Source organism: Pseudomonas sp. YA1 (genome assembly GCF_058680555.1).
In genome coordinates this window covers 154,842-176,999 of sequence record NZ_JBZWBG010000003.1, presented here as the reverse complement: position 1 = coordinate 176,999, position 22,158 = coordinate 154,842, and the positions used below count along the sequence as shown (strand labels likewise).

The 22,158-nt window shown below is 66.9% G+C and carries 21 protein-coding genes and 2 riboswitches; of the genes, 7 read left to right on the top strand and 14 right to left on the bottom strand.

Going from position 1 to position 22,158, the window contains the following annotated elements; genetic code table 11:
- Position 1 precedes the first annotated feature (1 nt).
- Positions 2 to 3,748, bottom strand: a complete 3,747-nt coding sequence (gene cobN, locus AC4OR5_RS05115) for a cobaltochelatase subunit CobN (RefSeq protein WP_058160219.1) — start codon at positions 3,746 to 3,748, stop codon at positions 2 to 4.
- A 75-nt stretch (positions 3,749 to 3,823) separates the two neighbouring features.
- Positions 3,824 to 4,876 (bottom strand): cobalamin biosynthesis protein CobW, encoded by a 1,053-nt coding sequence (gene cobW, locus AC4OR5_RS05110; RefSeq protein ID WP_058160220.1) that lies wholly within the window; start codon positions 4,874 to 4,876, stop codon positions 3,824 to 3,826.
- A gap of 121 nt (positions 4,877 to 4,997) precedes the next feature.
- A riboswitch (cobalamin riboswitch) is annotated at positions 4,998 to 5,188 on the bottom strand.
- A 58-nt stretch (positions 5,189 to 5,246) separates the two neighbouring features.
- Positions 5,247 to 5,396, top strand: a riboswitch (cobalamin riboswitch).
- Between the two features lie 102 nt (positions 5,397 to 5,498).
- Here cobW and AC4OR5_RS05105 point away from each other — a divergent pair.
- The 5 genes from AC4OR5_RS05105 to AC4OR5_RS05085 all read left to right on the top strand — a co-directional run bounded on the left by AC4OR5_RS05105 (position 5,499) and on the right by AC4OR5_RS05085 (position 8,726).
- Positions 5,499 to 5,681, top strand: coding sequence for a CbtB domain-containing protein (locus AC4OR5_RS05105; protein WP_003091059.1), 183 nt, complete (start codon positions 5,499 to 5,501; stop codon positions 5,679 to 5,681).
- A gap of 17 nt (positions 5,682 to 5,698) precedes the next feature.
- Positions 5,699 to 6,400: a CbtA family protein gene (locus AC4OR5_RS05100; protein ID WP_058160221.1), complete on the top strand. Its 702-nt coding sequence runs from the start codon at positions 5,699 to 5,701 to the stop codon at positions 6,398 to 6,400.
- A 72-nt stretch (positions 6,401 to 6,472) separates the two neighbouring features.
- Complete coding sequence (locus tag AC4OR5_RS05095; RefSeq protein WP_023125627.1) at positions 6,473 to 6,901, top strand: cobalamin biosynthesis protein; 429 nt, start codon at positions 6,473 to 6,475, stop codon at positions 6,899 to 6,901.
- Positions 6,898 to 7,650 (top strand): precorrin-4 C(11)-methyltransferase, encoded by a 753-nt coding sequence (gene cobM / locus AC4OR5_RS05090; RefSeq protein ID WP_023125626.1) that lies wholly within the window; start codon positions 6,898 to 6,900, stop codon positions 7,648 to 7,650. Before AC4OR5_RS05095 ends, cobM begins: the two co-directional genes overlap by 4 nt.
- 128 nt (positions 7,651 to 7,778) lie before the next feature.
- Positions 7,779 to 8,726 carry an alpha/beta fold hydrolase gene (locus tag AC4OR5_RS05085; protein ID WP_003091085.1) on the top strand — a complete coding sequence of 316 codons (948 nt, stop codon included), beginning with the start codon at positions 7,779 to 7,781 and terminating at the stop codon, positions 8,724 to 8,726.
- A gap of 72 nt (positions 8,727 to 8,798) precedes the next feature.
- Here AC4OR5_RS05085 and fabV read toward each other — a convergent pair whose 3' ends face one another.
- The 3 genes from fabV to AC4OR5_RS05070 form a co-directional block, all read right to left on the bottom strand.
- The gene (gene fabV, locus AC4OR5_RS05080; protein WP_003102929.1) at positions 8,799 to 9,995 is read right to left on the bottom strand and encodes an enoyl-ACP reductase FabV; all 1,197 of its coding nucleotides are present in this window, start codon (positions 9,993 to 9,995) and stop codon (positions 8,799 to 8,801) included.
- 184 nt (positions 9,996 to 10,179) lie between these two features.
- Positions 10,180 to 11,109 (bottom strand): electron transfer flavoprotein subunit alpha/FixB family protein, encoded by a 930-nt coding sequence (locus AC4OR5_RS05075; protein WP_003091099.1) that lies wholly within the window; start codon positions 11,107 to 11,109, stop codon positions 10,180 to 10,182.
- Positions 11,109 to 11,858 (bottom strand): electron transfer flavoprotein subunit beta/FixA family protein, encoded by a 750-nt coding sequence (locus AC4OR5_RS05070; protein ID WP_003091107.1) that lies wholly within the window; start codon positions 11,856 to 11,858, stop codon positions 11,109 to 11,111. Before AC4OR5_RS05070 ends, AC4OR5_RS05075 begins: the two co-directional genes overlap by 1 nt.
- 320 nt (positions 11,859 to 12,178) lie before the next feature.
- Here AC4OR5_RS05070 and AC4OR5_RS05065 point away from each other — a divergent pair, with 320 nt between their 5' ends.
- A complete protein-coding gene (locus tag AC4OR5_RS05065; protein WP_003091109.1) occupies positions 12,179 to 13,834 on the top strand; it encodes an electron transfer flavoprotein-ubiquinone oxidoreductase in 1,656 nt (551 codons plus the stop codon).
- A gap of 48 nt (positions 13,835 to 13,882) precedes the next feature.
- Here AC4OR5_RS05065 and AC4OR5_RS05060 read toward each other — a convergent pair whose 3' ends face one another.
- The 4 genes from AC4OR5_RS05060 to AC4OR5_RS05045 form a co-directional block, all read right to left on the bottom strand.
- Positions 13,883 to 14,452, bottom strand: a complete 570-nt coding sequence (locus AC4OR5_RS05060) for a DUF1285 domain-containing protein (RefSeq protein ID WP_003091111.1) — start codon at positions 14,450 to 14,452, stop codon at positions 13,883 to 13,885.
- Complete coding sequence (locus AC4OR5_RS05055) at positions 14,445 to 15,077, bottom strand: DUF4823 domain-containing protein (protein WP_003091112.1); 633 nt, start codon at positions 15,075 to 15,077, stop codon at positions 14,445 to 14,447. The genes AC4OR5_RS05060 and AC4OR5_RS05055 overlap by 8 nt, the downstream gene beginning before the upstream one ends.
- Before the next feature lie 64 nt (positions 15,078 to 15,141).
- Positions 15,142 to 16,038 (bottom strand): radical SAM protein, encoded by an 897-nt coding sequence (locus tag AC4OR5_RS05050; RefSeq protein ID WP_058160222.1) that lies wholly within the window; start codon positions 16,036 to 16,038, stop codon positions 15,142 to 15,144.
- Positions 16,039 to 16,204: 166 nt separating this feature from the next.
- Positions 16,205 to 16,843 (bottom strand): TetR/AcrR family transcriptional regulator, encoded by a 639-nt coding sequence (locus AC4OR5_RS05045; protein ID WP_003091114.1) that lies wholly within the window; start codon positions 16,841 to 16,843, stop codon positions 16,205 to 16,207.
- Between the two features lie 85 nt (positions 16,844 to 16,928).
- Here AC4OR5_RS05045 and AC4OR5_RS05040 point away from each other — a divergent pair, with 85 nt between their 5' ends.
- A complete protein-coding gene (locus tag AC4OR5_RS05040; protein ID WP_023106226.1) occupies positions 16,929 to 18,062 on the top strand; it encodes an aminotransferase class V-fold PLP-dependent enzyme in 1,134 nt (377 codons plus the stop codon).
- A gap of 225 nt (positions 18,063 to 18,287) precedes the next feature.
- On the opposite strand, the gene AC4OR5_RS05035 is transcribed toward AC4OR5_RS05040, so the two are convergent.
- The 5 genes from AC4OR5_RS05035 to mltG are packed head-to-tail and all read right to left on the bottom strand — an operon-like array spanning position 18,288 to position 22,158.
- Positions 18,288 to 19,064, bottom strand: coding sequence for a TatD family hydrolase (locus AC4OR5_RS05035; RefSeq protein WP_003091117.1), 777 nt, complete (start codon positions 19,062 to 19,064; stop codon positions 18,288 to 18,290).
- A 14-nt stretch (positions 19,065 to 19,078) separates the two neighbouring features.
- Positions 19,079 to 19,435, bottom strand: coding sequence for a PilZ domain-containing protein (locus AC4OR5_RS05030; protein ID WP_003091119.1), 357 nt, complete (start codon positions 19,433 to 19,435; stop codon positions 19,079 to 19,081).
- Positions 19,436 to 19,468: 33 nt separating this feature from the next.
- Complete coding sequence (locus AC4OR5_RS05025) at positions 19,469 to 20,455, bottom strand: DNA polymerase III subunit delta' (protein WP_058160223.1); 987 nt, start codon at positions 20,453 to 20,455, stop codon at positions 19,469 to 19,471.
- Positions 20,448 to 21,080, bottom strand: coding sequence for a dTMP kinase (tmk, locus tag AC4OR5_RS05020; protein WP_003122486.1), 633 nt, complete (start codon positions 21,078 to 21,080; stop codon positions 20,448 to 20,450). Before tmk ends, AC4OR5_RS05025 begins: the two co-directional genes overlap by 8 nt.
- Before the next feature lie 28 nt (positions 21,081 to 21,108).
- Positions 21,109 to 22,158, bottom strand: coding sequence for an endolytic transglycosylase MltG (gene mltG, locus AC4OR5_RS05015; RefSeq protein ID WP_058160242.1), 1,050 nt, complete (start codon positions 22,156 to 22,158; stop codon positions 21,109 to 21,111).

Genomic DNA, 22,158 nt, shown 5'->3' with positions numbered 1-22,158 from the left:
GCTATTCCTCTTCGACGTCCAGCAGCAGGTTCTCCAAGGCCTCGCGATAGGCCCCCGGCTCCTGCCAGAGCCCGCGCCGCTGCGCCTCCACCAGGCGCTCGGCCATGTCGCGCAAGGCTTGCGGATTGTGCTGGCGGACGAACTCGCGGGTCTCCGCGTCGAGCAGGTAGGCGTCGGCCAGCAGCGCGTACTGGTGGTCGTCGATCAGCTCGCTGGTGGCATCGAAGGCGCACAGGTAGTCCACCGTCGCCGCCAGTTCGAAGGCACCCTTGTAGCCGTGGCGCTTCATCCCGGCGATCCACTTCGGATTCACCGCCCGCGCCCGCACCACCCGGTTGAGTTCTTCCTTGAGCGTGCGGATGCGCGGGTTGTCCGGCTGGCTGTGGTCGCCATGGTAACTGGCCACCGGCGCGCCGCGCAGGGTTTCCACCGCCGCCAGCATGCCGCCCTGGAACTGGTAGTAGTCGTTGGAATCGAGCAGGTCGTGCTCGCGGTTGTCCTGGTTGTGCAGCACCGCCTGCAGGCGTTCCAGGCGCTGGGCGAAGCGTTCCCGCGCCGGCGTGCCGTCGTCGGCGGCACCGTAGGCGTAGCCGCCCCAGTTCAGGTAGACCTCGGCAAGGTCGGCGCGGGTCTCCCACAGCCGCTCTTCGATTGCGCCCTGCACGCCGGCGCCGTAGGCACCCGGCTTGGCGCCGAAGATCCGCCAGCCGGCCTGCCGGCGCGCCTCCGCCGGCGCCGTACCCTGCGCCTCGAGGCGCTGGCGTTCCAGGCGTACGCGAGCGGCCAGCGGGTTCAACTCCTCCGCCTCGTCCAGCTCGGCGACCGCCTGCACCGCCGCATCGAACAGGCGGATCAGGTTGGCGAAGGCGTCGCGGAAGAACCCGGAGACCCGCAGCGTCACGTCGACCCGTGGGCGGTCCAGCAGGGAGAGCGGGAGGATCTCGAAATCGGCGACGCGCTGGCTGCCGGCCTGCCAGACCGGTCGCACGCCGAGCAGGGCCAGGGCCTGGGCGATGTCGTCGCCGCCGGTGCGCATGGTCGCCGTGCCCCACACCGAGAGGCCGAGCTGGCGCAGGTGATCGCCATGTTCCTGCAGGTGGCGCTCGAGCAGCAGGTTGGCCGACTGGAAGCCGATGCGCCAGGCGGTCGGGGTCGGCAGGTTGCGCACGTCCACCGAGAAGAAGTTGCGTCCGGTGGGCAGCACGTCGAGTCGCCCGCGACTCGGCGCGCCGCTCGGACCGGCCGGTACGAAGCGCCCTTCGAGGGCTGCCAGCAGCCCGTCGATCTCGGCCGCGCCACAGGCGTCCAGGGTCGGTGCCACCTGTTCGCACAAGCCGCGCAACACCTCGCCGCTGGCACGCCAGGTGGCAGGCGGCGATTCGCCGCCCAGGCAGCGTTCTATCCAGTGCAACGCCAGCAATTCCAGGCGTTCGCGGGTATCCCCGAGAGTACGCCAGGGCTCCCCGCCCCGCTCTTCCAGGCAGGCCGGCCGCGCGCCCTGCCAGGCCTCGCCCATGTCGCAGGCCAGCGGATCGAAGCCCAGGCCAAGGTCGTCCGCCAGGCTCTTCAGCAATCCGGCGTTGGCGCCCTTGCCATCGCCGCGCGGAACCCGCAGCAGCGCCAGCAGGGTATCCAGGCGCAATCGCCCGCTCGGCGATTCGCCGAACACATGCAGGCCGTCGCGGATCTGCGACTCCTTCAGGTCGCAGAGATAGGCGTCCAGCTGCGGCAGCCAGCTGTCCGGATCGTCGCTGAGCTGCAAGCCGATCTCGCGGTCGAGACGGTTGTCGCGCAGGAGGACGAGAATCTCGCCGCGCAACTGTTCGGCGCGGCGCGGGTCGAGCAGCGAGGCATCGTAGAACTCGTCGGCCAGGCGCTCCAGGTCGCGCAACGGGCCGTAGCTCTCGGCGCGGGTCAGCGGCGGCATCAGGTGGTCGATGATCACCGCCTGGGTGCGGCGCTTGGCCTGGGCGCCCTCCCCCGGATCGTTGACGATGAACGGATAGATGTTCGGCAGCGGACCGAGCAACGCGTCCGGCCAGCATTCGGCGGACAGGCCGACTCCCTTGCCCGGCAGCCATTCCAGGTTGCCGTGCTTGCCGACGTGCAGCAGGGCATCGGCGCGGTAGGCGTGGCGCAGCCAGAAGTAGAACGCCAGGTAGCCGTGCGGCGGCACCAGGTCGGGATCGTGGTAGACCGCCGCCGGATCGAGCTGATAGCCGCGCGCCGGCTGGATGCCGACGAAGGTCAGGCCATAGCGCAGGCCGGCGACCATCATCCGCCCGTCGCGGAACATCGGGTCCTGTTGCGGTTCGCCCCAGCGCGCCAGCACCGCCTGGCGATTGCGCTCCGGCAGGCGTGCGAAGCAGGCCAGGTAGTCGTCCAGCGCCAGGCTCTGGGCGCAGGGCCGCAGGTCGAGATGCTCCAGGTCGTTGCTGACGCCGCCGAGCAACTGGCGGATCAGCTCGGTTCCGCTGGCGGGCAGTCCGTCGACCGGGTAGCCCTGCTGGCGCAGGGCACGAAGGATGTTCAGCGCCGCCGCCGGGGTGTCCAGGCCAACGCCGTTGCCGATCCGGCCATCGCGGGTCGGGTAGTTGGCCAGCACCAGCGCCACCCGTTTTTCCGCGTTTGGCTTGCGCGCCAGCTCGGCCCAGCGCCGCGCCAGTTCGGCGACGAAATCCATGCGCTCGTCGTCGGCGAGGTAGCAGACCACGTCGCTCTCGCTGCGTTCGCTGCGCCAGGCCAGGCCCTTGAAACTGATCGGCCGGGTGACGATGCGTCCGTCCAGCTCCGGCAGCGCCACGTGCATGGCCAGGTCGCGCGGCCCCAGGCCTTGCGGGTTGTCCAGCCAGAGCGGGCGGTTGTCCAGCGAGCAGATCGCCTGCAACACCGGCACGTCGCGACGGAACGGACGCAACTCGGGCGCCTCCGGATTGGACTGGGCGAAACCGGTGGTATTGACGATCATCGCGGCGTCGCTGCGCTCCAGCCAGTCTTCCACCTGCGCCAGGCAGGTGCTTTCCTTGAGGCTGGCCAGCGCGATCGGCAACGGGTTGAGCCCCTGCGCCGCGAGGCGTTCGCAGAAGCGTGCGATGAAGGCGGTGTTGGCTGCCTGCAGGTGGGTGCGATAGAACAGCAACGCGACCACCGGACGCCCGGCCTGCCAGTCGGCACGCCAGTGTTCCAGGGTCGCCTCGGCATGCCGTGGATGGAACAGCGCCACCCGCGGCAGCGCCTGCGGTTCGCGCCAGGCGTAGTCGCGGCCGAGGCACTGGCTGGCCAGGCAGCGGTAGAACTGCACGGCGTTCTCCAGGCCACCCTGGCGCAAGTATTGCCAGAAGCGCTCGGCCTGCTCCGCCGGCAGGTTGCCGAGGGCGCTCAGCTCCGGGTCGGGGCGGTCGTCGCCGGGCACCGGGATCAGCAGCGCGCCGCGCTCGGCCAGCGCCACCAGTTGCTCCACGCCGTAGCGCCAGTAGCCGATGCCGCCGTGCAGCGAAAGCAGGATCACCCGCGCGTGCCGCAGCACTTCGTCGACGTAGAGGTCCACCGAGGCGTGGTTCTGCAACTGCATGGGGTTGGCCAGGCGCAGGCTCGGGTAGTCGTCCGGCAGCGCACGGGCGGCCTCGGCCAGCAATGCCAGGTGCGAATCGCCGCTGCAGAGGATCACCAGCTCGGCGGGAGTCTGGGCCAGGTGGGCGATGCCGTCGTCGGGAACGAAGCCGCCAGGTTGGGTGCGCAACAGGTGCATGGACGTTCTACCGGTAGGACGCAAGAAGCTGGGGCCGGCGAATCGCCATCGCCGGCCCCGGCCGGGGATCACGGATCAGGCAAGCGCTGTGCGCAGCTGGTTGGCGATGGCGGCCTGGTCCAGCTCCTGGCCGATCACCACCAGCCGGGTGCTGCGGGCTTCGTCGGCCAGCCACTTGCGGTCGAAATGCCTGTCGAAGCGCTTGCCGACGCCCTGCACCAACAGGCGCATGGGCTTGCCCGGAATGGCGGCGAACCCCTTGATGCGAAGTATGTCGTGACGCTCCACCAGTTCGCCGAGGGCCTCGAGCAGCGCAGATTCCTCCACCTCGGGGAGATCGACGTGGAAGGAGTCGAACTCGTCGTGGTCGTGGTCCTCGTGGCCTTCGTGGTCGTGGTGGGTCGGCCGGCCGTCGATGTGCAGCTCGGCCTCGGCGTTGAGTCCCAGCAAGACCGGGAGCGGCAGCTCGCCCCGGCTCGCCTCGACGATCTTCACCGCCGCCGGCAGCTCCCTGGCGATCTCCGCGCGGACCCGCACCAGGGCCTCGGCGTCGAGCTGGTCGGCCTTGTTCAGGATCACCAGGTCGGCGCTGGCCAACTGGTCCTCGAACAGTTCGTGCAACGGTGATTCATGGTCGAGGTTGGGGTCCTGGCGGCGTTGCTGGTCCACCTGCTCGGGATGGGCGGCGAAGGTGCCGGCCGCCACCGCCGGGCTGTCGACCACGGTGATCACCGCGTCGACCGTGCAGGCGTTGCGGATTTCCGGCCACTGGAAAGCCTGCACCAGCGGCTTGGGCAGGGCCAGGCCGCTGGTCTCGATGAGGATCTGGTCAAGGTCGCCGCGGCGCGCCACCAGCTCGCGCATCACCGGGAAGAACTCTTCCTGCACGGTGCAGCACAGGCAACCGTTGGCCAGCTCGAAAACGCGGCCCTGCGCCTCTTCTTCGCTGCAACCGATGGAACATTGCTTGAGGATCTCGCCGTCGATGCCGAGTTCGCCGAACTCGTTGACGATCACCGCGATGCGCCGGCCTTCGGCGTTGTCCAGCATGTGCCGGAGCAAGGTGGTCTTGCCGGCGCCGAGGAAGCCGGTGACGATGGTGACGGGGAGTTTCGCCAGGGTTTTCATGGGCAGCCCTTGTTCAGCTCGGCGGGCATGCGGACGAGTGGCGCGGACGCAGGGGCCGCGCAACGGATTCGCCACCGGATCACCCCGCCCGGTTGTATGGAAGTCTTGTCCCCGGGCATCGCGCCACGGGATCGACGAGGCAGGTCTCCTGGCTCACGGTCTGGCGTCTCCGCCGGTTCCCCGCCTTCCCGCGTCACGCAGTGGCATTGGGGAACGATCGCCGTTCACAGTTGCGGGGGCAGCCGCGGCATCGACCGCGTTCCCTCTTAGCCCCGCCGTCGCCGGCGAGGAACCTCGAACCGGCAAGGCTACGCAGTGCGCGGGCCAGGGTCAATCGGGCCGGTTGACGCCCGGCGGTCCTTCATGCTGTCCTAGGCGGGTTGTCCCAGGTGTCTCGTGCCGGCGCGCACGAGGTGAAACGGGAAGCCGGTGACGCTCTCCGAGCCAGTCCGGCGCTGCCCCCGCAACGGTAAGCGCATCGCGCGCGAGCCCGGAGACCGGCCTGGAACCTTTCGTTTGATTCACCCGCGGTGGGCGGGCGCAAGCGTGAAGCGGGCCGTCCGGGCCCGTTCCTCGTGCGTACTCCTCTGCCACGCCCATGCCAATCCAGAGGGAACGCACCATGTCCAGCAGCACCCTGGCGCACGCCAGCTCCACCACCTCCCTGTCGAAGCGACTGAGCCTGGCCATCGGCGCCGGCCTGCTCGGTGCGCTGCTGGTCTATTTCGCCGGTTTCTCGCACATCGACGCGGTACACAACGCCGCCCACGATACCCGGCACAGCTCCGGCTTCCCCTGCCACTGAGTCGCGAGGGAACCAGGATGATCAAGCGTATCGCCCAGACCGCCGGCTTCGCCGGCCTGCTCGCCGCCCTGCTGCTGACCCTGCTGCAGATTCTCTGGGTCACCCCGCTGATCCTCGAGGCGGAGACCTACGAGAAGAGCGAGCCGGTCGCGGCCCAGCCCCACGAACACGCCCCCGGCGTCGCCGCCCATGTCCACGACGAGGAGGCCTGGGAGCCGGAAGACGGCTGGCAGCGTACCCTCTCCACCACCGGCGGCAACCTGGTGGTGGCGGTCGGCTTCGCCCTGATGCTCGCCGGCCTCTTCACCCTGCGCGCGCCGGGCCAGACCTGGCAGGGCCTGCTCTGGGGCCTGGCCGGCTACGCGGTGTTCTGCCTTGCGCCGTCGCTGGGCCTGCCGCCGGAGCTGCCGGGTACCGCCGCGGCCGACCTGGTGCAACGCCAGTACTGGTGGATCGCCACTGCCGCCGCCACCGCGGTGGGCCTGGCCCTGCTGGTGTTCGGCGGCAACTGGCCGCTGAAGCTGGTCGGCGCCGTCCTGCTGGCGCTGCCGCACCTGTTCGGCGCGCCGCAGCCCGAGGTCCATGCCAGCCTGGCGCCGGAAGCCCTGGCCCAGCGTTTCGTGGTCGCCTCGCTGGTCAGCAATGCGCTGTTATGGGCCGCCCTCGGCCTGGCCGCTGCCTGGCTGTTCCGGCGCAACCGGGGCGGCGTCGACGCCTGACCGCCTGCCACCCGCGACCCTTGCCGGTCGCGGGTCCATAGTGTCTCTCCTTCCATCTCCTCCGGTGCGCGCATGCCCCTGCCCATCCCCAGCCTGCTGATCGCCGGCATCGGCTGCCGCCGAGGCTGTAGCGCCGAGCATCTGCGCGCGCTGCTGGAGCGAACGCTGGGCGAACACGGGCGCAGCCTGGCCGAGCTGGACGCCCTCGCCAGCATCGACGGCAAACGCGACGAACCCGGCCTGCGGCAACTGGCCACGCTGCTCGAACGCCCCGTGCATTTCCTCGCACCCGCCGTCCTGCACGACTACGAGCCGCGCCTGCTCAGCCCCTCCGCCGTCGCGCTGCGCGAAACCGGCTGCTCCAGCGTCGCCGAGGCCGCCGCCCTGGCCCTGGCCGAACGCCTGGGCGGCGGTCGCGCCGATCTGCTCGGGGCGAAACGCAGCGACGACCGGGCGAGCATCGCCCTGGCACGTCTTCTCACCGATCGAGAACTCCCATGACCGTCTATTTCATCGGCGCCGGTCCCGGCGACCCCGACCTGATCACCGTCAAGGGGCAGCGCCTGATCCGCCAGTGCCCGGTGATCCTCTACGCCGGCTCGCTGGTTCCGCAAGCGCTGCTCGAGGGGCACCAGGCCGACCAGGTGGTGAACACCGCCGAGCTGGACCTCGAACAGATCGTCGAGCTACTTGCGCAAGCCCATCGCCGCGGCCTCGACGTAGCCCGCGTGCATTCCGGCGATCCCTCCCTGTACGGCGCCATCGGCGAGCAGATCCGCCACCTGCGCGAACTCGGCATCCCCTATGAGATCGTCCCCGGAGTCACCGCCACCGCCGCCTGTGCCGCCCTGCTCGGCTGCGAGCTGACCCTGCCCGAAGTGTCCCAGACGCTGATCCTGACCCGCTACGCCGCACGCACGAAGATGCCGGAAGGCGAGAGCCTGGGCGACCTGGCGCGGCACCGGGCGACCCTGGCGATCCACCTGGGCGTCGCCCACCTGGCGAAGATCGTCGAGGAACTGCTGCCGCACTACGGCGCCGACTGCCCGGTCGCGGTGATCCACCGGGCCAGTTGGCCCGACCAGGAACAGGTTCGCGGCAGCCTCGGCGACATCCTGCCCAAGGTCGCCGCCAGGAATTTCCGTCGCACCGCGCTGATCCTGGTCGGCGAGGTGCTGGCCGCCGAAGGCTTCGCCGACTCTTCGCTGTACCGCGCCGAGCATCGACATCTCTATCGACCCGGCGATTGAACCGCCGTCCTTAGGTTCGGCGCCGACCACCGGCAGCACGCCTAGACTCGTCGCAAGGCTTGCGACAGCGGGCCGGCACGGCTAGCGTTCAGCGCTTGCCCCTTTTTTCCTGAAGCCTTCGGACACCCATGAAACGATTCCTCCTCGGTCTGGTTCTGCTGCTGGCGGTCGCCGCCGGCGTCCTCTACTTCGTCCCGGCTACCCTCCTCGCCAGCGTACGCACCGTCGAGCGCGGTCTCGCCGGTCTCAGCGAGCACAGCGTGCAGGTCGACAACCTGGAGATCGCCTACCTGGAAGGTGGCTCGGAGAAGAACCCGACCCTGTTGCTGATCCACGGCTTCGGCGCCGACAAGGACAACTGGCTGCGCTTCGCCCGGCCGCTGACCGAGCGCTACCATGTGGTCGCCCTCGACCTGCCCGGCTTCGGCGACAGCAGCAAGCCGCAACAGGCCAGCTACGACGTCGGCACCCAGGCCGAGCGAGTCGCCAATTTCGCCGCCGCTATCGGCGTGCGCCGCCTGCACCTGGCCGGCAACTCCATGGGCGGGCACATCGCCGCGCTCTACGCGGCGCGCCATCCGGAACAGGTGCTATCGCTGGCGCTGATCGACAACGCCGGGGTAATGCCGGCGCGCAAGAGCGAACTGTTCGAGGACCTGGAGCGCGGCGAGAATCCCCTGGTGGTGCGCCAGCCGGAAGACTTCCAGAAGCTGCTCGACTTCGTGTTCGTCCAGCAACCGCCGCTGCCGGCGCCGCTCAAGCGCTACCTCGGCGAACGCGCGGTAGCCGCGTCGGCGTTCAACGCGCAGATATTCGAACAACTGCGCCAGCGCTACATCCCGCTGGAGCCGGAACTGCCGAAGATCGAGGCACCGACCCTGCTGCTATGGGGCGACCGCGACCGCGTGCTGGACGTCTCCAGCATCGAGGTGATGCGTCCGCTGCTGAAGCGGCCCAGCGTGGTGATCATGGAAAACTGCGGACACGTGCCGATGGTCGAACGCCCGGAGGAAACCGCGCAGCACTACCAGGCCTTCCTCGACGGCGTACGGAACGCCCAGGTGGCCGGTCGCTGAAAACGCGAACCGGCGCCTGGGCGCCGGTTCGGGGGAGCGGGAGCCGTCGCGAGGACGGCTCGGATACAGGCCTCAGGCCTGGATCAGGTTGGCGATCTGCACGTCCGGGTTGACGTCCTGCTCGTAGTCGACCCCAGCGACCTCGAAACCGAACAGGTTGAGGAACTCGCTCTTGTAGCCGGCGAAGTCGGTCAACTCGTAAAGGTTCTCGTTGGTTACCTTGTCCCACAGCTCCTCGACACGGGACTGCACTTCCGGCTGCAGTTCCTTGTAGTCGGCACGCAGGCGGCCTTCCTCGTCGAGGCGCGGCTCGGCGCCGTACAGGCTCTCCCGGTACAGGCCGTCGACCTGCTCGATGCAACCTTCGTGGGTACCCTGCTCCTTCATCACCTTGAACAGCAACGACAGGTACAGCGGCATCATCGGGATCGCCGAGCTGGCCTGGGTCACCACCGCCTTGAGCACCGACACACGCGCGTCGCCGCCCAGCGGGGCGAGCTTGTCGCGGATACCGAGGACCTTCTGGTCGAGATCCTTCTTGGCCGCGCCGATGGAACCGTTCCAGTAGATGTCGTGGGTGATCTTCTCGCCCAGGTAGGTGAACGCGGTGGTCTTCGCGCCGTCGGCCAGCACGTCGGCTTCCAGCAGCGCGTCGATCCACATCTGCCAGTCCTCGCCGCCCATCACCGCAACGGTATCGGCGACTTCCTGGTCGCTGGCCGCCTCCAGGACCACGTCCTTGATCACTTCCTTGTCGGTGTCCAGGCCACGGAAGCTGACCGACTTGCCGATCGGCTTGAGGGTCGAGGAGAACACTTCGCCGCTCTTCGGATGGGTACGGCGCGGCGCGGCCAGGCTGTAGACCACCAGGTCGACCTTGCCGAGATCGCGCTTGATGGTCTCGATGGTCAGCCGCTTCACCTCGTCGGAGAAAGCGTCGCCATTGATGCTGCGGGCATACAGGCCTTTCTCGTGGGCGAACTTCTCGAAGGCCGCCGAGTTGTACCAGCCGGCGGTGCCCGGCTTGCTCTCGCTGCCCGGACGCTCGAAGAACACCCCGAGGGTATCGGCGCCGGAACCGAACGCGGCGGTGATGCGGGCAGCCAGGCCATAGCCGGTGGAGGAACCGATGACCAGGACCTTCTTCGGTCCGTTGACGACGGGGCCCTTGGCCTCGACGTAGTCGATCTGTTGCTTGACGTTGGCCTCGCAGCCTGCCGGATGGGTAGTGACGCAGATGAAGCCACGCACGCGCGGTTTGATGATCATGAAAACCTCGGTTGCTAGATGCCGGAAAAGCACATTCAGGAGCTAGAGACGTCGCGCATTGTAAATGAGACACCTCCGCTTGGGCGGACCGAAGGCAGGAATCGTGACCAAAGGGTCACGCGTCGCAGCCCGGACATAAAAAAACCCGCTCCGGGGAGCGGGTCTTGTCGGCTAGGAATCGGGCTCAGACGGCCTTTTCCAGCTCCGGTACGGCGTCGAACAGGTCGGCGACCAGGCCGTAGTCGGCGACCTGGAAGATCGGCGCCTCTTCGTCCTTGTTGATCGCGACGATCACCTTCGAGTCCTTCATGCCCGCCAGGTGCTGGATGGCACCGGAGATGCCCACCGCGATGTACAGCTGCGGGGCGACGATCTTGCCGGTCTGGCCGACCTGCATGTCGTTCGGCACGAAACCGGCGTCGACCGCGGCGCGGGAAGCGCCGACTGCGGCACCCAGCTTGTCGGCCAGGGCGTAGAGGATCTTGAAGTTGTCGCCGTTCTGCATGCCGCGGCCGCCGGAGACCACGATCTTGGCGGCGGTCAGTTCCGGACGGTCGGACTTGGCCAGCTCTTCGCCAACGAAGGCGGACTTGCCGGCATCGGCCGGGCCGGAAACCTGCTCGACGGCAGCCGAACCGCCTTCGGCGGCGACGGCGTCGAAGCCGGTGGTACGCACGGTGATCACCTTGACCGCTGCCGAGGACTGCACGGTAGCGATGGCGTTGCCGGCGTAGATCGGACGCTTGAAGGTGTCGGGGCTGACCACTTCGACGATCTCGGAGATCTGGTCGACGTCCAGCAGCGCGGCGACGCGCGGCAGGAAGTTCTTGCCGTTGGTGGTAGCCGGGGCCAGCACGTGGCTGTAGTTCTTGCCCAGCTCGGCGATCAGCGGCGCGACGTTTTCCGGCAGCTGGTGGGCGTAGGCGGCGTTGTCGGCGACCAGCACCTTGGAGACGCCCTCGACCTTGGCGGCGGCTTCGGCCACGGCGGCAACGTTCTGTCCGGCGACCAGCACGTGGATGTCGCCGCCAATGGCCTTGGCAGCGGCAACGGTGTTCAGGGTGGCAGCCGCCAGGGCCGCGTTGTTGTGCTCAGCGATAACCAGGATAGCCATTAGATTACCTTCGCCTCGTTCTTCAGTTTCTCTACCAGTTCAGCCACGGACTTGACCTTGATGCCAGCGGAGCGCGCAGCCGGCGCCTCGACCTTCAGGGTCTTCACGGTGGAAGCGGTGGAAACGCCCAGGGCGTCCGGGGTCACCACGTCCAGCGGCTTCTTCTTGGCTTTCATGATGTTCGGCAGCGACGCGTAGCGCGGCTCGTTCAGGCGCAGGTCGGTGGTGACGATGGCCGGCAGGTTCAGCGCGACGGTCTGCAGACCGCCATCGATCTCGCGGGTCACGTTGACCTTGTCGCCAGCGACCTCGACCTTGGAGGCGAAGGTGCCCTGGGCGTAGCCGGTCAGCGCGGCGAGCATCTGGCCGGTCTGGTTGTTGTCGCTGTCGATGGCCTGCTTGCCGAGGATCACCAGCTGCGGCTGCTCCTTGTCGACCACGGCCTTGAGCAGCTTGGCCACGGCCAGGGAGTTCAGCTCGTCGTTGCTCTCCACCAGGATCGCACGGTCAGCGCCCAGCGCCAGCGCGGTGCGCAGTTGCTCCTGGGCGGCGGTCGGGCCGACGGAGACAGCGACGATCTCGGTAGCCACGCCCTTCTCTTTCAGGCGTACGGCTTCTTCCACGGCGATTTCGCAGAAGGGGTTCATGGACATCTTGACGTTGGCGAGGTCGACGCCGGAGTTGTCCGCCTTGACGCGGACCTTGACGTTGTAGTCGACCACTCGTTTGACTGCTACAAGAACCTTCATGGATTCCTCGTTATTCTCCGGTGAATAAGGATGTCGCCAGACAGGCCTGGCCGGTGATGCTCGCCGGCCGGAAACCGACACTCTGCTAGACAGCGACCGCAAAACCGCCCGTATCTTGACCGGATCACCCTTTTCGGTCAATACGGCAAAAGGGTGGTTTCCCCCCCTCGAATGCCGATTCTATCAGGCTTCCAAAGAATTCAAACAAACGTTTGTATTGGACCTGCCCATGCAGCTATATATAATGCGCCCGCTCTGATCAGGGAAAGATCTCAGCCACCAATAAACAGATACCGTGAGCCTTGAGTAGGAGATCGATAGTGGAACGCGAATACATGGAATTCGACGTCGTCATCGTCGGCGCCGGCCCCGCCGGTCTGTCCGCCGCATGCCGACTGAAGCAGAAGGCCGCCGAAGCCGGTCAAGAGATCAGCGTCTGCGTGGTCGAGAAGGGTTCCGAAGTGGGCGCCCACATCCTCTCCGGCGCGGTGTTCGAGCCGCGCGCGCTGAACGAGCTGTTCCCCGACTGGAAGGAACTCGGCGCGCCGCTCAATACTCCGGTGACCGGCGACGACATCTACGTCCTGAAGAGCGCCGAGAGCGCTACCAAGGTGCCCAACTTCTTCGTGCCCAAGACCATGCACAACGAGGGCAACTATATCATCTCCCTGGGCAACCTCTGCCGCTGGCTGGCCCAGCAGGCCGAAGGACTGGGCGTGGAGATCTACCCGGGCTTCGCCGCCCAGGAAGCGCTGATCGACGAAAACGGCGTGGTCCGCGGCATCGTCACCGGCGACCTCGGCGTCGACCGCGAAGGCAACCCGAAAGAAGGCTACTACACCCCCGGCATGGAGCTGCGGGCCAAGTACACCCTGTTCGCCGAAGGCTGCCGCGGGCACATCGGCAAGCAACTGATCAAGAAATACAACCTGGACAGCGAGGCCGATGCCCAGCACTACGGTATCGGCATCAAGGAAATCTGGGACATCGACCCGTCCAAGCACAAGCCCGGCCTGGTGGTCCATACCGCCGGCTGGCCGCTGAACGACGAAAATACCGGCGGCTCGTTCCTCTACCACCTGGAGAACAACCAGGTGTTCGTCGGCCTGATCATCGACCTGTCCTACAGCAACCCGCACCTGTCGCCGTTCGACGAGTTCCAGCGCTACAAGCACCACCCGGTGGTCAAGCAGTACCTGGAAGGCGGCAAGCGCGTGGCCTACGGCGCCCGGGCCATCTGCAAGGGCGGCCTGAATTCGCTGCCGAAGATGGTCTTCCCCGGCGGCGCGCTGATCGGTTGCGACCTCGGCACCCTGAACTTCGCCAAGATCAAGGGCAGCCACACCGCGATGAAGTCCGGCATGCTCGCCGCCGACGCGATCGCCGAGGCCCTGGCCGCTGGCCGCGAAGGCGGCGACGAGCTGTCCAACTACGTCGATGCGTTCAAGGCCAGCTGGTTGTACGACGAACTGTTCCGCAGCCGCAACTTCGGCGCGGCCATCCACAAGTTCGGCGCTATCGGCGGCGGCGCGTTCAACTTCATCGACCAGAACATCTTCGGCGGCAAGATCCCCGTCACCCTGCATGACGACAAGCCGGACTACGCCTGCCTGAAAAAGGCCAGCGAAGCGCCGAAGATCGACTACCCGAAGCCGGACGGCAAGCTCAGCTTCGACAAGCTGTCCTCGGTGTTCCTCTCCAATACCAACCACGAGGAAGACCAGCCGATCCACCTCAAGCTGGCCGACGCGAGCATTCCGATCGAGAAGAACCTGCCGCTCTACGACGAACCGGCCCAGCGCTACTGCCCGGCAGGCGTGTACGAAGTGGTGGCCAACGACGACGGCAGCAAGCGCTTCCAGATCAACGCGCAGAACTGCGTGCACTGCAAGACCTGCGACATCAAGGACCCGGCGCAGAACATCACCTGGGTGGCGCCGGAAGGTACCGGCGGGCCGAACTACCCCAACATGTAAGGCAAACGAAAAAGGCTCCCTCGGGAGCCTTTTTTCATGCTGCGCCTGTCAGTCCGGCTGCGGGCCGATGGGAAAGAACTCGCCGTGGCTCCAGACGCCGAGCCATTCGATGCCGTCGATCCGGCGCGGCACCGCCAGCTCGACCAGTTGGTAGAACACGTTGCGATGCACCAGCGCCTCGAGGTTGTCGCGCACCCGCAGGTAGGGCGTGGGTTCCTGGGTGCCGGGGTCGATCTCGACGCGCAGCGGATGCCCGGCGTCCGCCTCGACCTCGTCCTCGACGTTGGTGGCGAAGCGCAGTACCTGCGCCCCGCCCTCGCCCTGCACCTGCAGGGTCACCGCGACGAAGGGCGCATCGTCGACGCGGATACCGACCTTTTCCACCGGAGTCACCAGGAAATAGTCGTCGCCGTCGCGGCGAATGATGCTGGAGAACAGCTTCACCATCGGCTTGCGTCCGATCGGCGTGCCCAGGTAGAACCAGGTACCGTCGCGGGCGATGCGCATGTCGATGTCGCCGCAGAACGGCGGATTCCACAGGTGCACGGGCGGCAGGCCCTTCTTTTCGCCCCTGGGGATCTGCGCCAGCAGGTCGTTGGCCTTGCCGGTATCACTCATAGCCTGTTCCTCGACTGTTCAGGCCCAGCAATTCCTGGGCGTATTGCTCCAGCGGCGGACGCAGCAGGTCTTCCGGGGTGGCGTCGTAGAACGTCAGGAAACCGCCGCGACTGCGGATGGTCGCGCTGTCCACCAGGAAACGGGTGCTGGTCTCGATCAGCATGACCTGGATGACACTGCGATCGCGCCCGACCCGGCCGAGTTCCTCTTCGTCTTCCCACTCCTCCCAGTTGCCGATCCTGTTGTCGCCCCGGGCGAAACGGCAGTACAGCAGGTAGTGGGCGCCGGCGGCACGCGCCTCGCGCATCGCGTCGTCCAGGCCGAGCGGCGCCTTGGCGCGGCGCACCAGCGGGAAATACTCGACGAAACCTTCGAAGGCCTGCTCGGCCACCACGTTCGGCCGCGCGTACCGGTAGCCCGGCGGCACGAACGGGCCCTGGCCGATGTAGATGAAGGAGTCGGCCTGGATCCGCCGGTTGTTGCTGCGCTGGCTGGCGCTGTGATCGAGCACCCCGGCGTCGCGCAGGTAGTAGTCGGCGCCGTCGGCCAGGTCGCTGGGCTTCATGCAGGCGGACAGGCTGCCCAGGAGGAGCATCGCCAGGGCGATACGGAACAGGTGCAACATCGGTCATCTCCCCTGCCGGCGTCGGAAAACCGGCGAATGACGAGCCGATGCAGCTTCCGCGCCATCACAGGCCACGCTGCCACTCCTGGCGCAGGGCAGCGTGCTGCGGCTGCTCGATGGCCTGGCGGACCTCGGCCAGCAGGCGCGCCTTGTCGGCACCCAGCTCGCCCTTGAGCACCAGATAGTTGGAAGAGTGGTCGCTGCGAAATACCGTGTCTTCGAGCTCCAATCCCTGCAACAGGCGTTCGACCTCGACGAACAGGGCACGCCGATCCAGCGCCTCGAAATCGGCGAAGCCAGCACGGAAACGCTGCTCGCCGGTAGGGAAACTCACCACCAGGGTCGACAGGTACTCCGGCTGGGCGGCGTTCATCAGGCGCGCGGAGTTGTCCGCGTGCTGCGCGCTCAGGGTCATTCCGCCCAGACCGTTGAGGATCATCACCGAACGACTGATCCCCGCCTCGCCAAGCTTTTCCAGCGCATCCAGGGTAGAGGAATAGGTCTCGCCCTTGTTGACCCGCGCCAGCACTTCGTCGTCGCCGGACTCGGCGCCGACATAGGCCATTCGCAGCCCGGCGTCGGCCAGTTCGCGCAACTCGTCGACCGACTTCCTGCGCAGGTTGCGCGGCAGGCAGTAACTGGATACCCGCTCCACCTCCGGCAAGTGCTCGCGAATCGCCTGCAGCACCGCGAGCAGCCGGCGGGTCGGCAATACCAGGGCGTCACCATCGGCGAGAAACACCCGCTTGACGATCAGGCGCTCGTCGCAGCGGCGGATCTCCTCCAGTACCTCGTTCTCGTCGCGGGCGCGAAATTTCTTTTGCGGCTGGGTATACATCTCGCAAAAGCCGCATTTGTTCCAGGAACAGCCATTGGTCACCGGGAGGATCAGCGAATGCGCCTCGCTCGGGGGCCGGAACACCGGTTCGATGTAGTGGATAGGGAATTCACGGACACTCATCGGAGAACTCCTGAACGAACGTGGAGCCGCCAGCGGGCCGGTGCCGCCGGCGGATTCGCCGGAAATGGGCAGCCGACGTCCCGCCGGCGGATCGATGGGCGACGAGTATATCCCTGCCGGCAAAGAGTGCGCGGGGCGCAGTGACTGCGTCCCGGCACCACAGGCATCAGGCGCTGGGAGCGTCGCCTTCGCGCTTGCGCTTGTTGCCCATGCGCACGCCGATATCCATCAGGAAGTGGAAGAAACCTTCCTGGTCTTCCAGCACCTCGCGCCAGAACGGCGAGTGGTACAGCGCCACGGCGCCATGCACCAACGCCCAGGCAGCGCAATAATGGAAGTACGGCGGAACGTTCTCCAGCTTGCCGTCGGCGATACGCTCCTTGATCAGCTGGGTCAGGCGTTCGAAGTTGGAGGCGCGGATCTTGTGCAGTTCCTCGACCATCTCCGGCACCTGGCTGGTCTTCACCACCTTCTCTTCCAGGCGGTCGAACAGGCGGTAGCGCTGCGGATCGCGCATGCGGAACTCGAAGTAGGCGCGCGACAGGGCTTCCTTGTCGCGGGCTACGTCTTCGGAATGGAACAGGGCGGCGAGATCGCGCTCGTAGTCCAGCATCAGGCGCAGGTAGATCTCCGCCTTGGACTTGAAGTGCTTGTAGATCGTGCCTTTGCCGATGCCGACGGCATCCGCGATCATCTCGACCGTTACGCTGTCTTCCCCCTGTTCGAGGAACAGCTTGAGGGCGGTATCGAGAATCTCCTGTTCACGGCGACGAAATTCACGAACTTTGCGAGGCTCTTTCTGCATAAAAAGACTGTCAGGTCAAAATGAGTCAAAAATCGAAGCCGCGTATTATGCCTATTCAGCACGAAAATGCACGGAACATCCGACGATGAATTGTTACCAGGACGAATTCGACCAGACCAACGGTCTGCGCTACCTCAACCACGCAGCGGTCGCACCCTGGCCTAGACGCGCCGCCGACGCGGTGAGCGCCTTCGCCCGGGAGAACGTCGCCCACGGCGCCAGCGACTATCCGGAATGGCTGAAGATAGAACATCGCCTGCGTGAGCGCCTTGCCCGACTGCTCAATGCGCGCGCCGGCAGCGACCTCGCACTGGTCAAGAACACCTCCGAGGCGCTTTCCTTCGTAGCCTTCGGCCTGGATTGGCGAGAGGGCGACCAGGTCGTCATCGGCAACGAGGAGTTCCCCTCCAATAGAGTGGTCTGGGAAGCCTTGCGCCCGCGCGGCGTCGAAGTGGTCGAGGTCGGTCTCGCCGGCGACGACCCCGAGGGCGCCCTGCTCGCCGCCTGCGGCCCACGCACCCGCCTGCTGTCGATCAGCGCGGTGCAGTACGCCAGCGGCCTGCGCCTTGACCTGGAGCGCATCGGCGCGGGATGTCGCCGCCGCGGCGTGCTGTTCTGCATCGACGCGATCCAGCAGCTCGGCGCCCTGCCCTTCGACGTACAGGCCTACGATTGTGCCTTCGCCATGGCCGATGGGCACAAGTGGATGCTCGGCCCCGAAGGGCTGGGCGTCTTCTATTGCCATCCCGAGCAGCGCGAGCGCCTGGCGCTGCACGAATATGGCTGGCACATGCTGGAACATGCCCTCGATTACGAGCGTCGCGACTGGCGGCCGGCGCGCAGCGCCCGGCGCTTCGAATGCGGCAGCCCGAACATGCTCGGCGCGATGGCCCTGGAGGCCAGCCTGGGGCTGTTGGAGGAGGTCGGCATGGAGCGGGTCGGCAGAGACATCGCCGAGCGCGTCCAGTGGCTACAGGACGGTCTGTCGGGAATTCCCGGGGTACGCCTGCACAGTCCGCGGAACCCGAGCCGACGCGCGGGCATCCTGACCTTCAGCCTGGACGGCCAGGACAGCCGGACACTCTTCGAAACGCTTCGCCAGGAGCGGGTCATTTGCGCCCAGCGTGGCGGAGGTATCCGTTTTTCCCCGCACTTCTACACGAGTTCGACGGTGATCGACGACACCCTGGCGATCTTGCGCCAGGTCGCAGGCACCTAGGTGCTCAAGGACGGCGAGGGTATTCCAAATCTGTTTAAAAAACCGCCAGCCCTGTCTGGACGCCCCACGAACATGACCAATACTGAAAGGTACTGGCGCGCGGTATCTCCCCCCAAGTACCCAGCCAGTGAAGGTACCGAGGAATGCGTACCTTTGTTCCACTCCTAATGGTCTTGACCCGGATTCATCCCCCAGAACCCGGGTTTTTTTTATCCGTTTGCCGGCCTAGCGGGCCAACGGAAACAGCCGATGGAAATTGGCGGTAGTCTGCTCCGCCAGGGTTTCCAGGCTGACGCCACGCAACGTCGCGAGGAATTCGGCGACATCGCGCACGTATTCCGGCAGGTTCGGCTTGCCGCGATGGGGAATCGGCGCCAGGTAGGGCGAGTCGGTCTCCACCAGCAGGCGGTCGGCCGGTACCTGGCGAGCCACCTCGCGCAGGGCATCGGCATTGCGGAAGGTGACGATGCCGGACAGGGAAATGTAGAAGCCCAGGTCCAGCGCCGATCGCGCCATCTCCCAGTCCTCGGTGAAGCAATGCAGCACGCCGGCCTGCGGCAACGCCGCCTCGCGCAGCAGCGCCAGCGTATCGGCGCGCGCCTCGCGGGTGTGCACGATCACTGGTTTGGCGGTGATCCGCGCGGCTTCCAGGTGCAGGCGAAACGCCTCCTGCTGCAACTCGGCGGCTTCCGGTTCGTAGTGGTAGTCGAGGCCGGTCTCGCCGATCGCCACCACCCGCGGATGCGCCAGTTCGCCCAGCAGCCAGTCCAGCGCTGGCGCGCTTCCGGGCTCCAGGTCCAGCGGGTGCACGCCGACCGAACAGTGCACGTCGGCATAGCGCTCGGCCAGGGCCTTCACCGCCTGGGCATTGTCGGCGCTGACGCCGATGCAGAGGAATTGACCGACGCCACGCGCTCGCGCGGCATCCAGCGCCGCATCGAGCGAGCCGCCATGGGCGGCCAGGTCGAGGCGATCGAGGTGGCAGTGGGAATCGACCAGCATGATCCTGTCTAGCGTTACATCGTGTGGGTCGGCCGGTCCGACTTCAGCGCCCCGGCCAGGTAGGTTTCGATCTTGTTGCGGGCGGTGTTGTCACCGTCGTTGAACTGCACGCCGATGCCCGCCGCACGGTTGCCCTGGGCGCCCTTCGGGGTGATCCAGACGACCTTGCCGGCCACCGGGATCTTCTCCGGCTCTTCCATCAGGTTGAGCAGCATGAAGACCTCGTCGCCGAGCTTGTAGTTCTTGTTGGTGGGAATGAACAGCCCGCCGTTCCTGATGAACGGCATGTAGGCGGCGTACAGCACGGACTTGTCCTTGATGGTCAAGGACAGGATGCCGTTACGCGGCCCCAGATTGGGTGGCAAACTCATGCAGGTTCCTGCCAGTCGAATATCAGCGGGATTCTAGCCCGGCCCGGGCAGGGTTGCCCACTGCACCAGCAGGGCTTCGAGAAGCAGGACACGGTTGAGGTTGGCCTTGTTCAACACTTTCTGCCGCTGTTGCAGCAGCCAGTCCTGCATGGCCAGCACCTTGGCCTGCCCGGACTTGTCGCCCAGGTACTGGATCACCTTGCGCATGTCGGCCAGCCCCAGCCCCTCCTCGTCGCGGGTCAACTGGTAGCGCAGGATGCCCAGCGTCCAGTCGCAGAACCAGTCGAACAGCAATGGCAGCGGCACGCTGTTCCAGCTTTCGGCCAGTTGGCTGGCGGCGATCTGCTGCTTGAGCAGCTTCTTCACCCCCTCGACCACCTGCGCGCGCTGCTCGCGCACACCCTGGCCGTGCAGGCGCTGGGCGGTGAGCGGCGAGCCGCCGGAAAGCGCCAACAGTTCCTCCAGGGCCTCGGCCGGCTCGTCGGGCAGGGCCCGCGCCAGCCATTCCAGACTCGCCGCCGCGCCCGGCAAAGGGCAGGCCTGCTGCACGCAGCGGCTCTTGATGGTCGGCAACAGGCGGCTGGGCTGGTGGCTGATCAGCAGCAGCACGGTATCGCCCGAGGGCTCTTCGAGGCTTTTCAACAGGGCGTTGGCGGCGTTCACGTTCATCGCCTCGGCGGGCTCGAGCAACACGACCTTGCGCCCGCCCAGTTGCGCGGTCTGCACCACGAAGCCAACCAGGTCGCGGACCTGGTCGACCCGGATCGGTTTCTCCGCTTCCTCCGGCTCCAGCACGAAGTAGTCCGGATGGGTACCGGCGGCCAGCAACTGGCAGGCCTTGCACTCGCCGCATGCGCCAGCGGCGGCGGGCCGCTGGCAGAGCAGCTGGGCGGCCCAATGCTCGGCCAGGGCACGCTTGCCGATCCCGGCGGGACCGTAGAGCAGATAGGCGTGGGCGTGCTGGGCGCGGCCGCCCAGTTGGCTCCAGAGCGCCTGCTGCCAGGGATAGATATCAGCCATTCAGACGCTCCAGCAGATTCGGCAGCAGCCGATCCAGGCCAGCCTGCACCTCGGCCAGCGGCAACCCGGCGTCGAGCACCTGGTAACGCTCCGGGGCCTGCGCAGCGCGCTGCAGGTAGGTCTGACGCACGGCCTCGAAGAAGCGTCGGTCCTCCTGCTCGAAACGGTCGAGCCGGCCACGCGCCGCCGCCCGCGCCAGGCCGATTTCCACCGGCAGGTCGAAGACCAGCGTGAGGTCGGGCCGCAGGTCGCCCTGGACGAAGCTTTCCAGCGCGGCGATGCGCGCCTCCGGCAAGCCGCGCCCGCCGCCCTGGTAGGCATAGGTGGCATCGGTGAAGCGATCGCAGAGCACCACGGCCCCGCGCGCCAGTGCCGGACGGATGACCCCGGCGATATGCTGGGCCCGCGCGGCGAACATCAGCAACAGCTCGGTATCGGCGGCCATCGGCTCGTCGCTGGGCGCCAGCAGCAGCTCACGGATGCGCTCGGCGAGAGGCGTGCCGCCAGGCTCGCGGGTCAACTGCACCTCGATGCCGCGCTCGCGCAGACGCTCGGCCAGGTAGTCGCGGTTGGTGCTCTTGCCGGCCCCTTCCGGGCCCTCCAGGGTGACGAACAGGCCGGTCACACGGCACTCCTTATCTTGACTGCGCCGCTCATTGTGGCGGCGGGGTGATGGGCGCGGGGCTGGAGCGATAGTCCGAGCGACGCTTCAACTGATACTTGCGGACCGCCTTGTTGTGTTCGTCCAGGCTGCTGGAGAACACATGGCTGCCATCGCCGCGCGCCACGAAATACAGGGTCTCACCCTCGGCCGGATGCAGCGCGGCGCGAATCGCCTCGCGCCCGGCCAGGGCGATCGGGGTCGGCGGCATGCCCGGCACCACATAGGTATTGTAAGGGGTCGGTTCGCGCAGGTCGGCGCGGGTGATCTTGCCGTTGTAGCGCTCACCCATGCCATAGATCACCGTCGGATCGGTCTGCAACAGCATGCCGCGCTGCAGGCGGCGGACGAAGACGCCGGCGATCTGCGAACGCTCTTCCGGCACGCCGGTTTCCTTTTCCACCAGCGAGGCCATGATCAGCGCCTGGTAGGCGTCGCGATAAGGCAGGTCCTGGCTGCGGCCATCCCATTCCTTGGCGAGGATGGTCTGCATGCGCTGGTAGGCCTTGCGCAGTATGTCGATGTCGCGCATGCCACGGGTGTAGCGGTAGGTATCGGGGAAGAAGCGCCCTTCGGCCACTTCGTCGGGCTTGCCGAGGCGTTGCATGATCTCGCCGTCGCTCAGGCCGGCCAGGGTCTGCTCCAGCTTGCCCTGCCTGGCGAGCGCTTCGCGCACCTGGCGGAAACTCCAGCCCTCGACCAGGGTCAGGCTGTACTGCACCACCTCGCCTTCGCGCCAGAGTTCCAGCAGGTCGGCGCCCTTCATCCCCGGCAAGAGGCGGTATTCGCCGCTGTGCAGGGCCTGGCCCGGCAGGTTGAAACGCCAGTAGAGGCGCAGCCAGAACGCGCCATGGAGCACCTCTTCCTGCTCCAGACGCGCGAGCATGCCGCCCGGCGTGGAGCCCGAGGAAACGTCCAGCAGGCGCTCCTCGGTCAATTGCAGGGGCTGCTCCAGCGCCCGCTGCTGCTGCCATGCAGCCAGGCCGACGCAGAGGCCAACGAACAACAGGCCACTCTCCAGCAGCACCAGCAGTTTGCGCAT

What these genes read in the sequence shown, in the direction of transcription:
- cobN (WP_058160219.1), bottom strand. Translation starts at nt 3,748, where the DNA reads ATGCACCTGTTGCGCACCCAACCTGGCGGCTTCGTTCCCGACGACGGC.
- cobW (WP_058160220.1), bottom strand. Translation starts at nt 4,876, where the DNA reads ATGAAAACCCTGGCGAAACTCCCCGTCACCATCGTCACCGGCTTCCTC.
- AC4OR5_RS05105 (WP_003091059.1), top strand. Translation starts at nt 5,499, where the DNA reads ATGTCCAGCAGCACCCTGGCGCACGCCAGCTCCACCACCTCCCTGTCG.
- AC4OR5_RS05100 (WP_058160221.1), top strand. Translation starts at nt 5,699, where the DNA reads ATGATCAAGCGTATCGCCCAGACCGCCGGCTTCGCCGGCCTGCTCGCC.
- AC4OR5_RS05095 (WP_023125627.1), top strand. Translation starts at nt 6,473, where the DNA reads ATGCCCCTGCCCATCCCCAGCCTGCTGATCGCCGGCATCGGCTGCCGC.
- cobM (WP_023125626.1), top strand. Translation starts at nt 6,898, where the DNA reads ATGACCGTCTATTTCATCGGCGCCGGTCCCGGCGACCCCGACCTGATC.
- AC4OR5_RS05085 (WP_003091085.1), top strand. Translation starts at nt 7,779, where the DNA reads ATGAAACGATTCCTCCTCGGTCTGGTTCTGCTGCTGGCGGTCGCCGCC.
- fabV (WP_003102929.1), bottom strand. Translation starts at nt 9,995, where the DNA reads ATGATCATCAAACCGCGCGTGCGTGGCTTCATCTGCGTCACTACCCAT.
- AC4OR5_RS05075 (WP_003091099.1), bottom strand. Translation starts at nt 11,109, where the DNA reads ATGGCTATCCTGGTTATCGCTGAGCACAACAACGCGGCCCTGGCGGCT.
- AC4OR5_RS05070 (WP_003091107.1), bottom strand. Translation starts at nt 11,858, where the DNA reads ATGAAGGTTCTTGTAGCAGTCAAACGAGTGGTCGACTACAACGTCAAG.
- AC4OR5_RS05060 (WP_003091111.1), bottom strand. Translation starts at nt 14,452, where the DNA reads ATGAGTGATACCGGCAAGGCCAACGACCTGCTGGCGCAGATCCCCAGG.
- AC4OR5_RS05055 (WP_003091112.1), bottom strand. Translation starts at nt 15,077, where the DNA reads ATGTTGCACCTGTTCCGTATCGCCCTGGCGATGCTCCTCCTGGGCAGC.
- AC4OR5_RS05050 (WP_058160222.1), bottom strand. Translation starts at nt 16,038, where the DNA reads ATGAGTGTCCGTGAATTCCCTATCCACTACATCGAACCGGTGTTCCGG.
- AC4OR5_RS05045 (WP_003091114.1), bottom strand. Translation starts at nt 16,843, where the DNA reads ATGCAGAAAGAGCCTCGCAAAGTTCGTGAATTTCGTCGCCGTGAACAG.
- AC4OR5_RS05040 (WP_023106226.1), top strand. Translation starts at nt 16,929, where the DNA reads ATGAATTGTTACCAGGACGAATTCGACCAGACCAACGGTCTGCGCTAC.
- AC4OR5_RS05035 (WP_003091117.1), bottom strand. Translation starts at nt 19,064, where the DNA reads ATGCTGGTCGATTCCCACTGCCACCTCGATCGCCTCGACCTGGCCGCC.
- AC4OR5_RS05030 (WP_003091119.1), bottom strand. Translation starts at nt 19,435, where the DNA reads ATGAGTTTGCCACCCAATCTGGGGCCGCGTAACGGCATCCTGTCCTTG.
- AC4OR5_RS05025 (WP_058160223.1), bottom strand. Translation starts at nt 20,455, where the DNA reads ATGGCTGATATCTATCCCTGGCAGCAGGCGCTCTGGAGCCAACTGGGC.
- mltG (WP_058160242.1), bottom strand. Translation starts at nt 22,158, where the DNA reads ATGCGCAAACTGCTGGTGCTGCTGGAGAGTGGCCTGTTGTTCGTTGGC.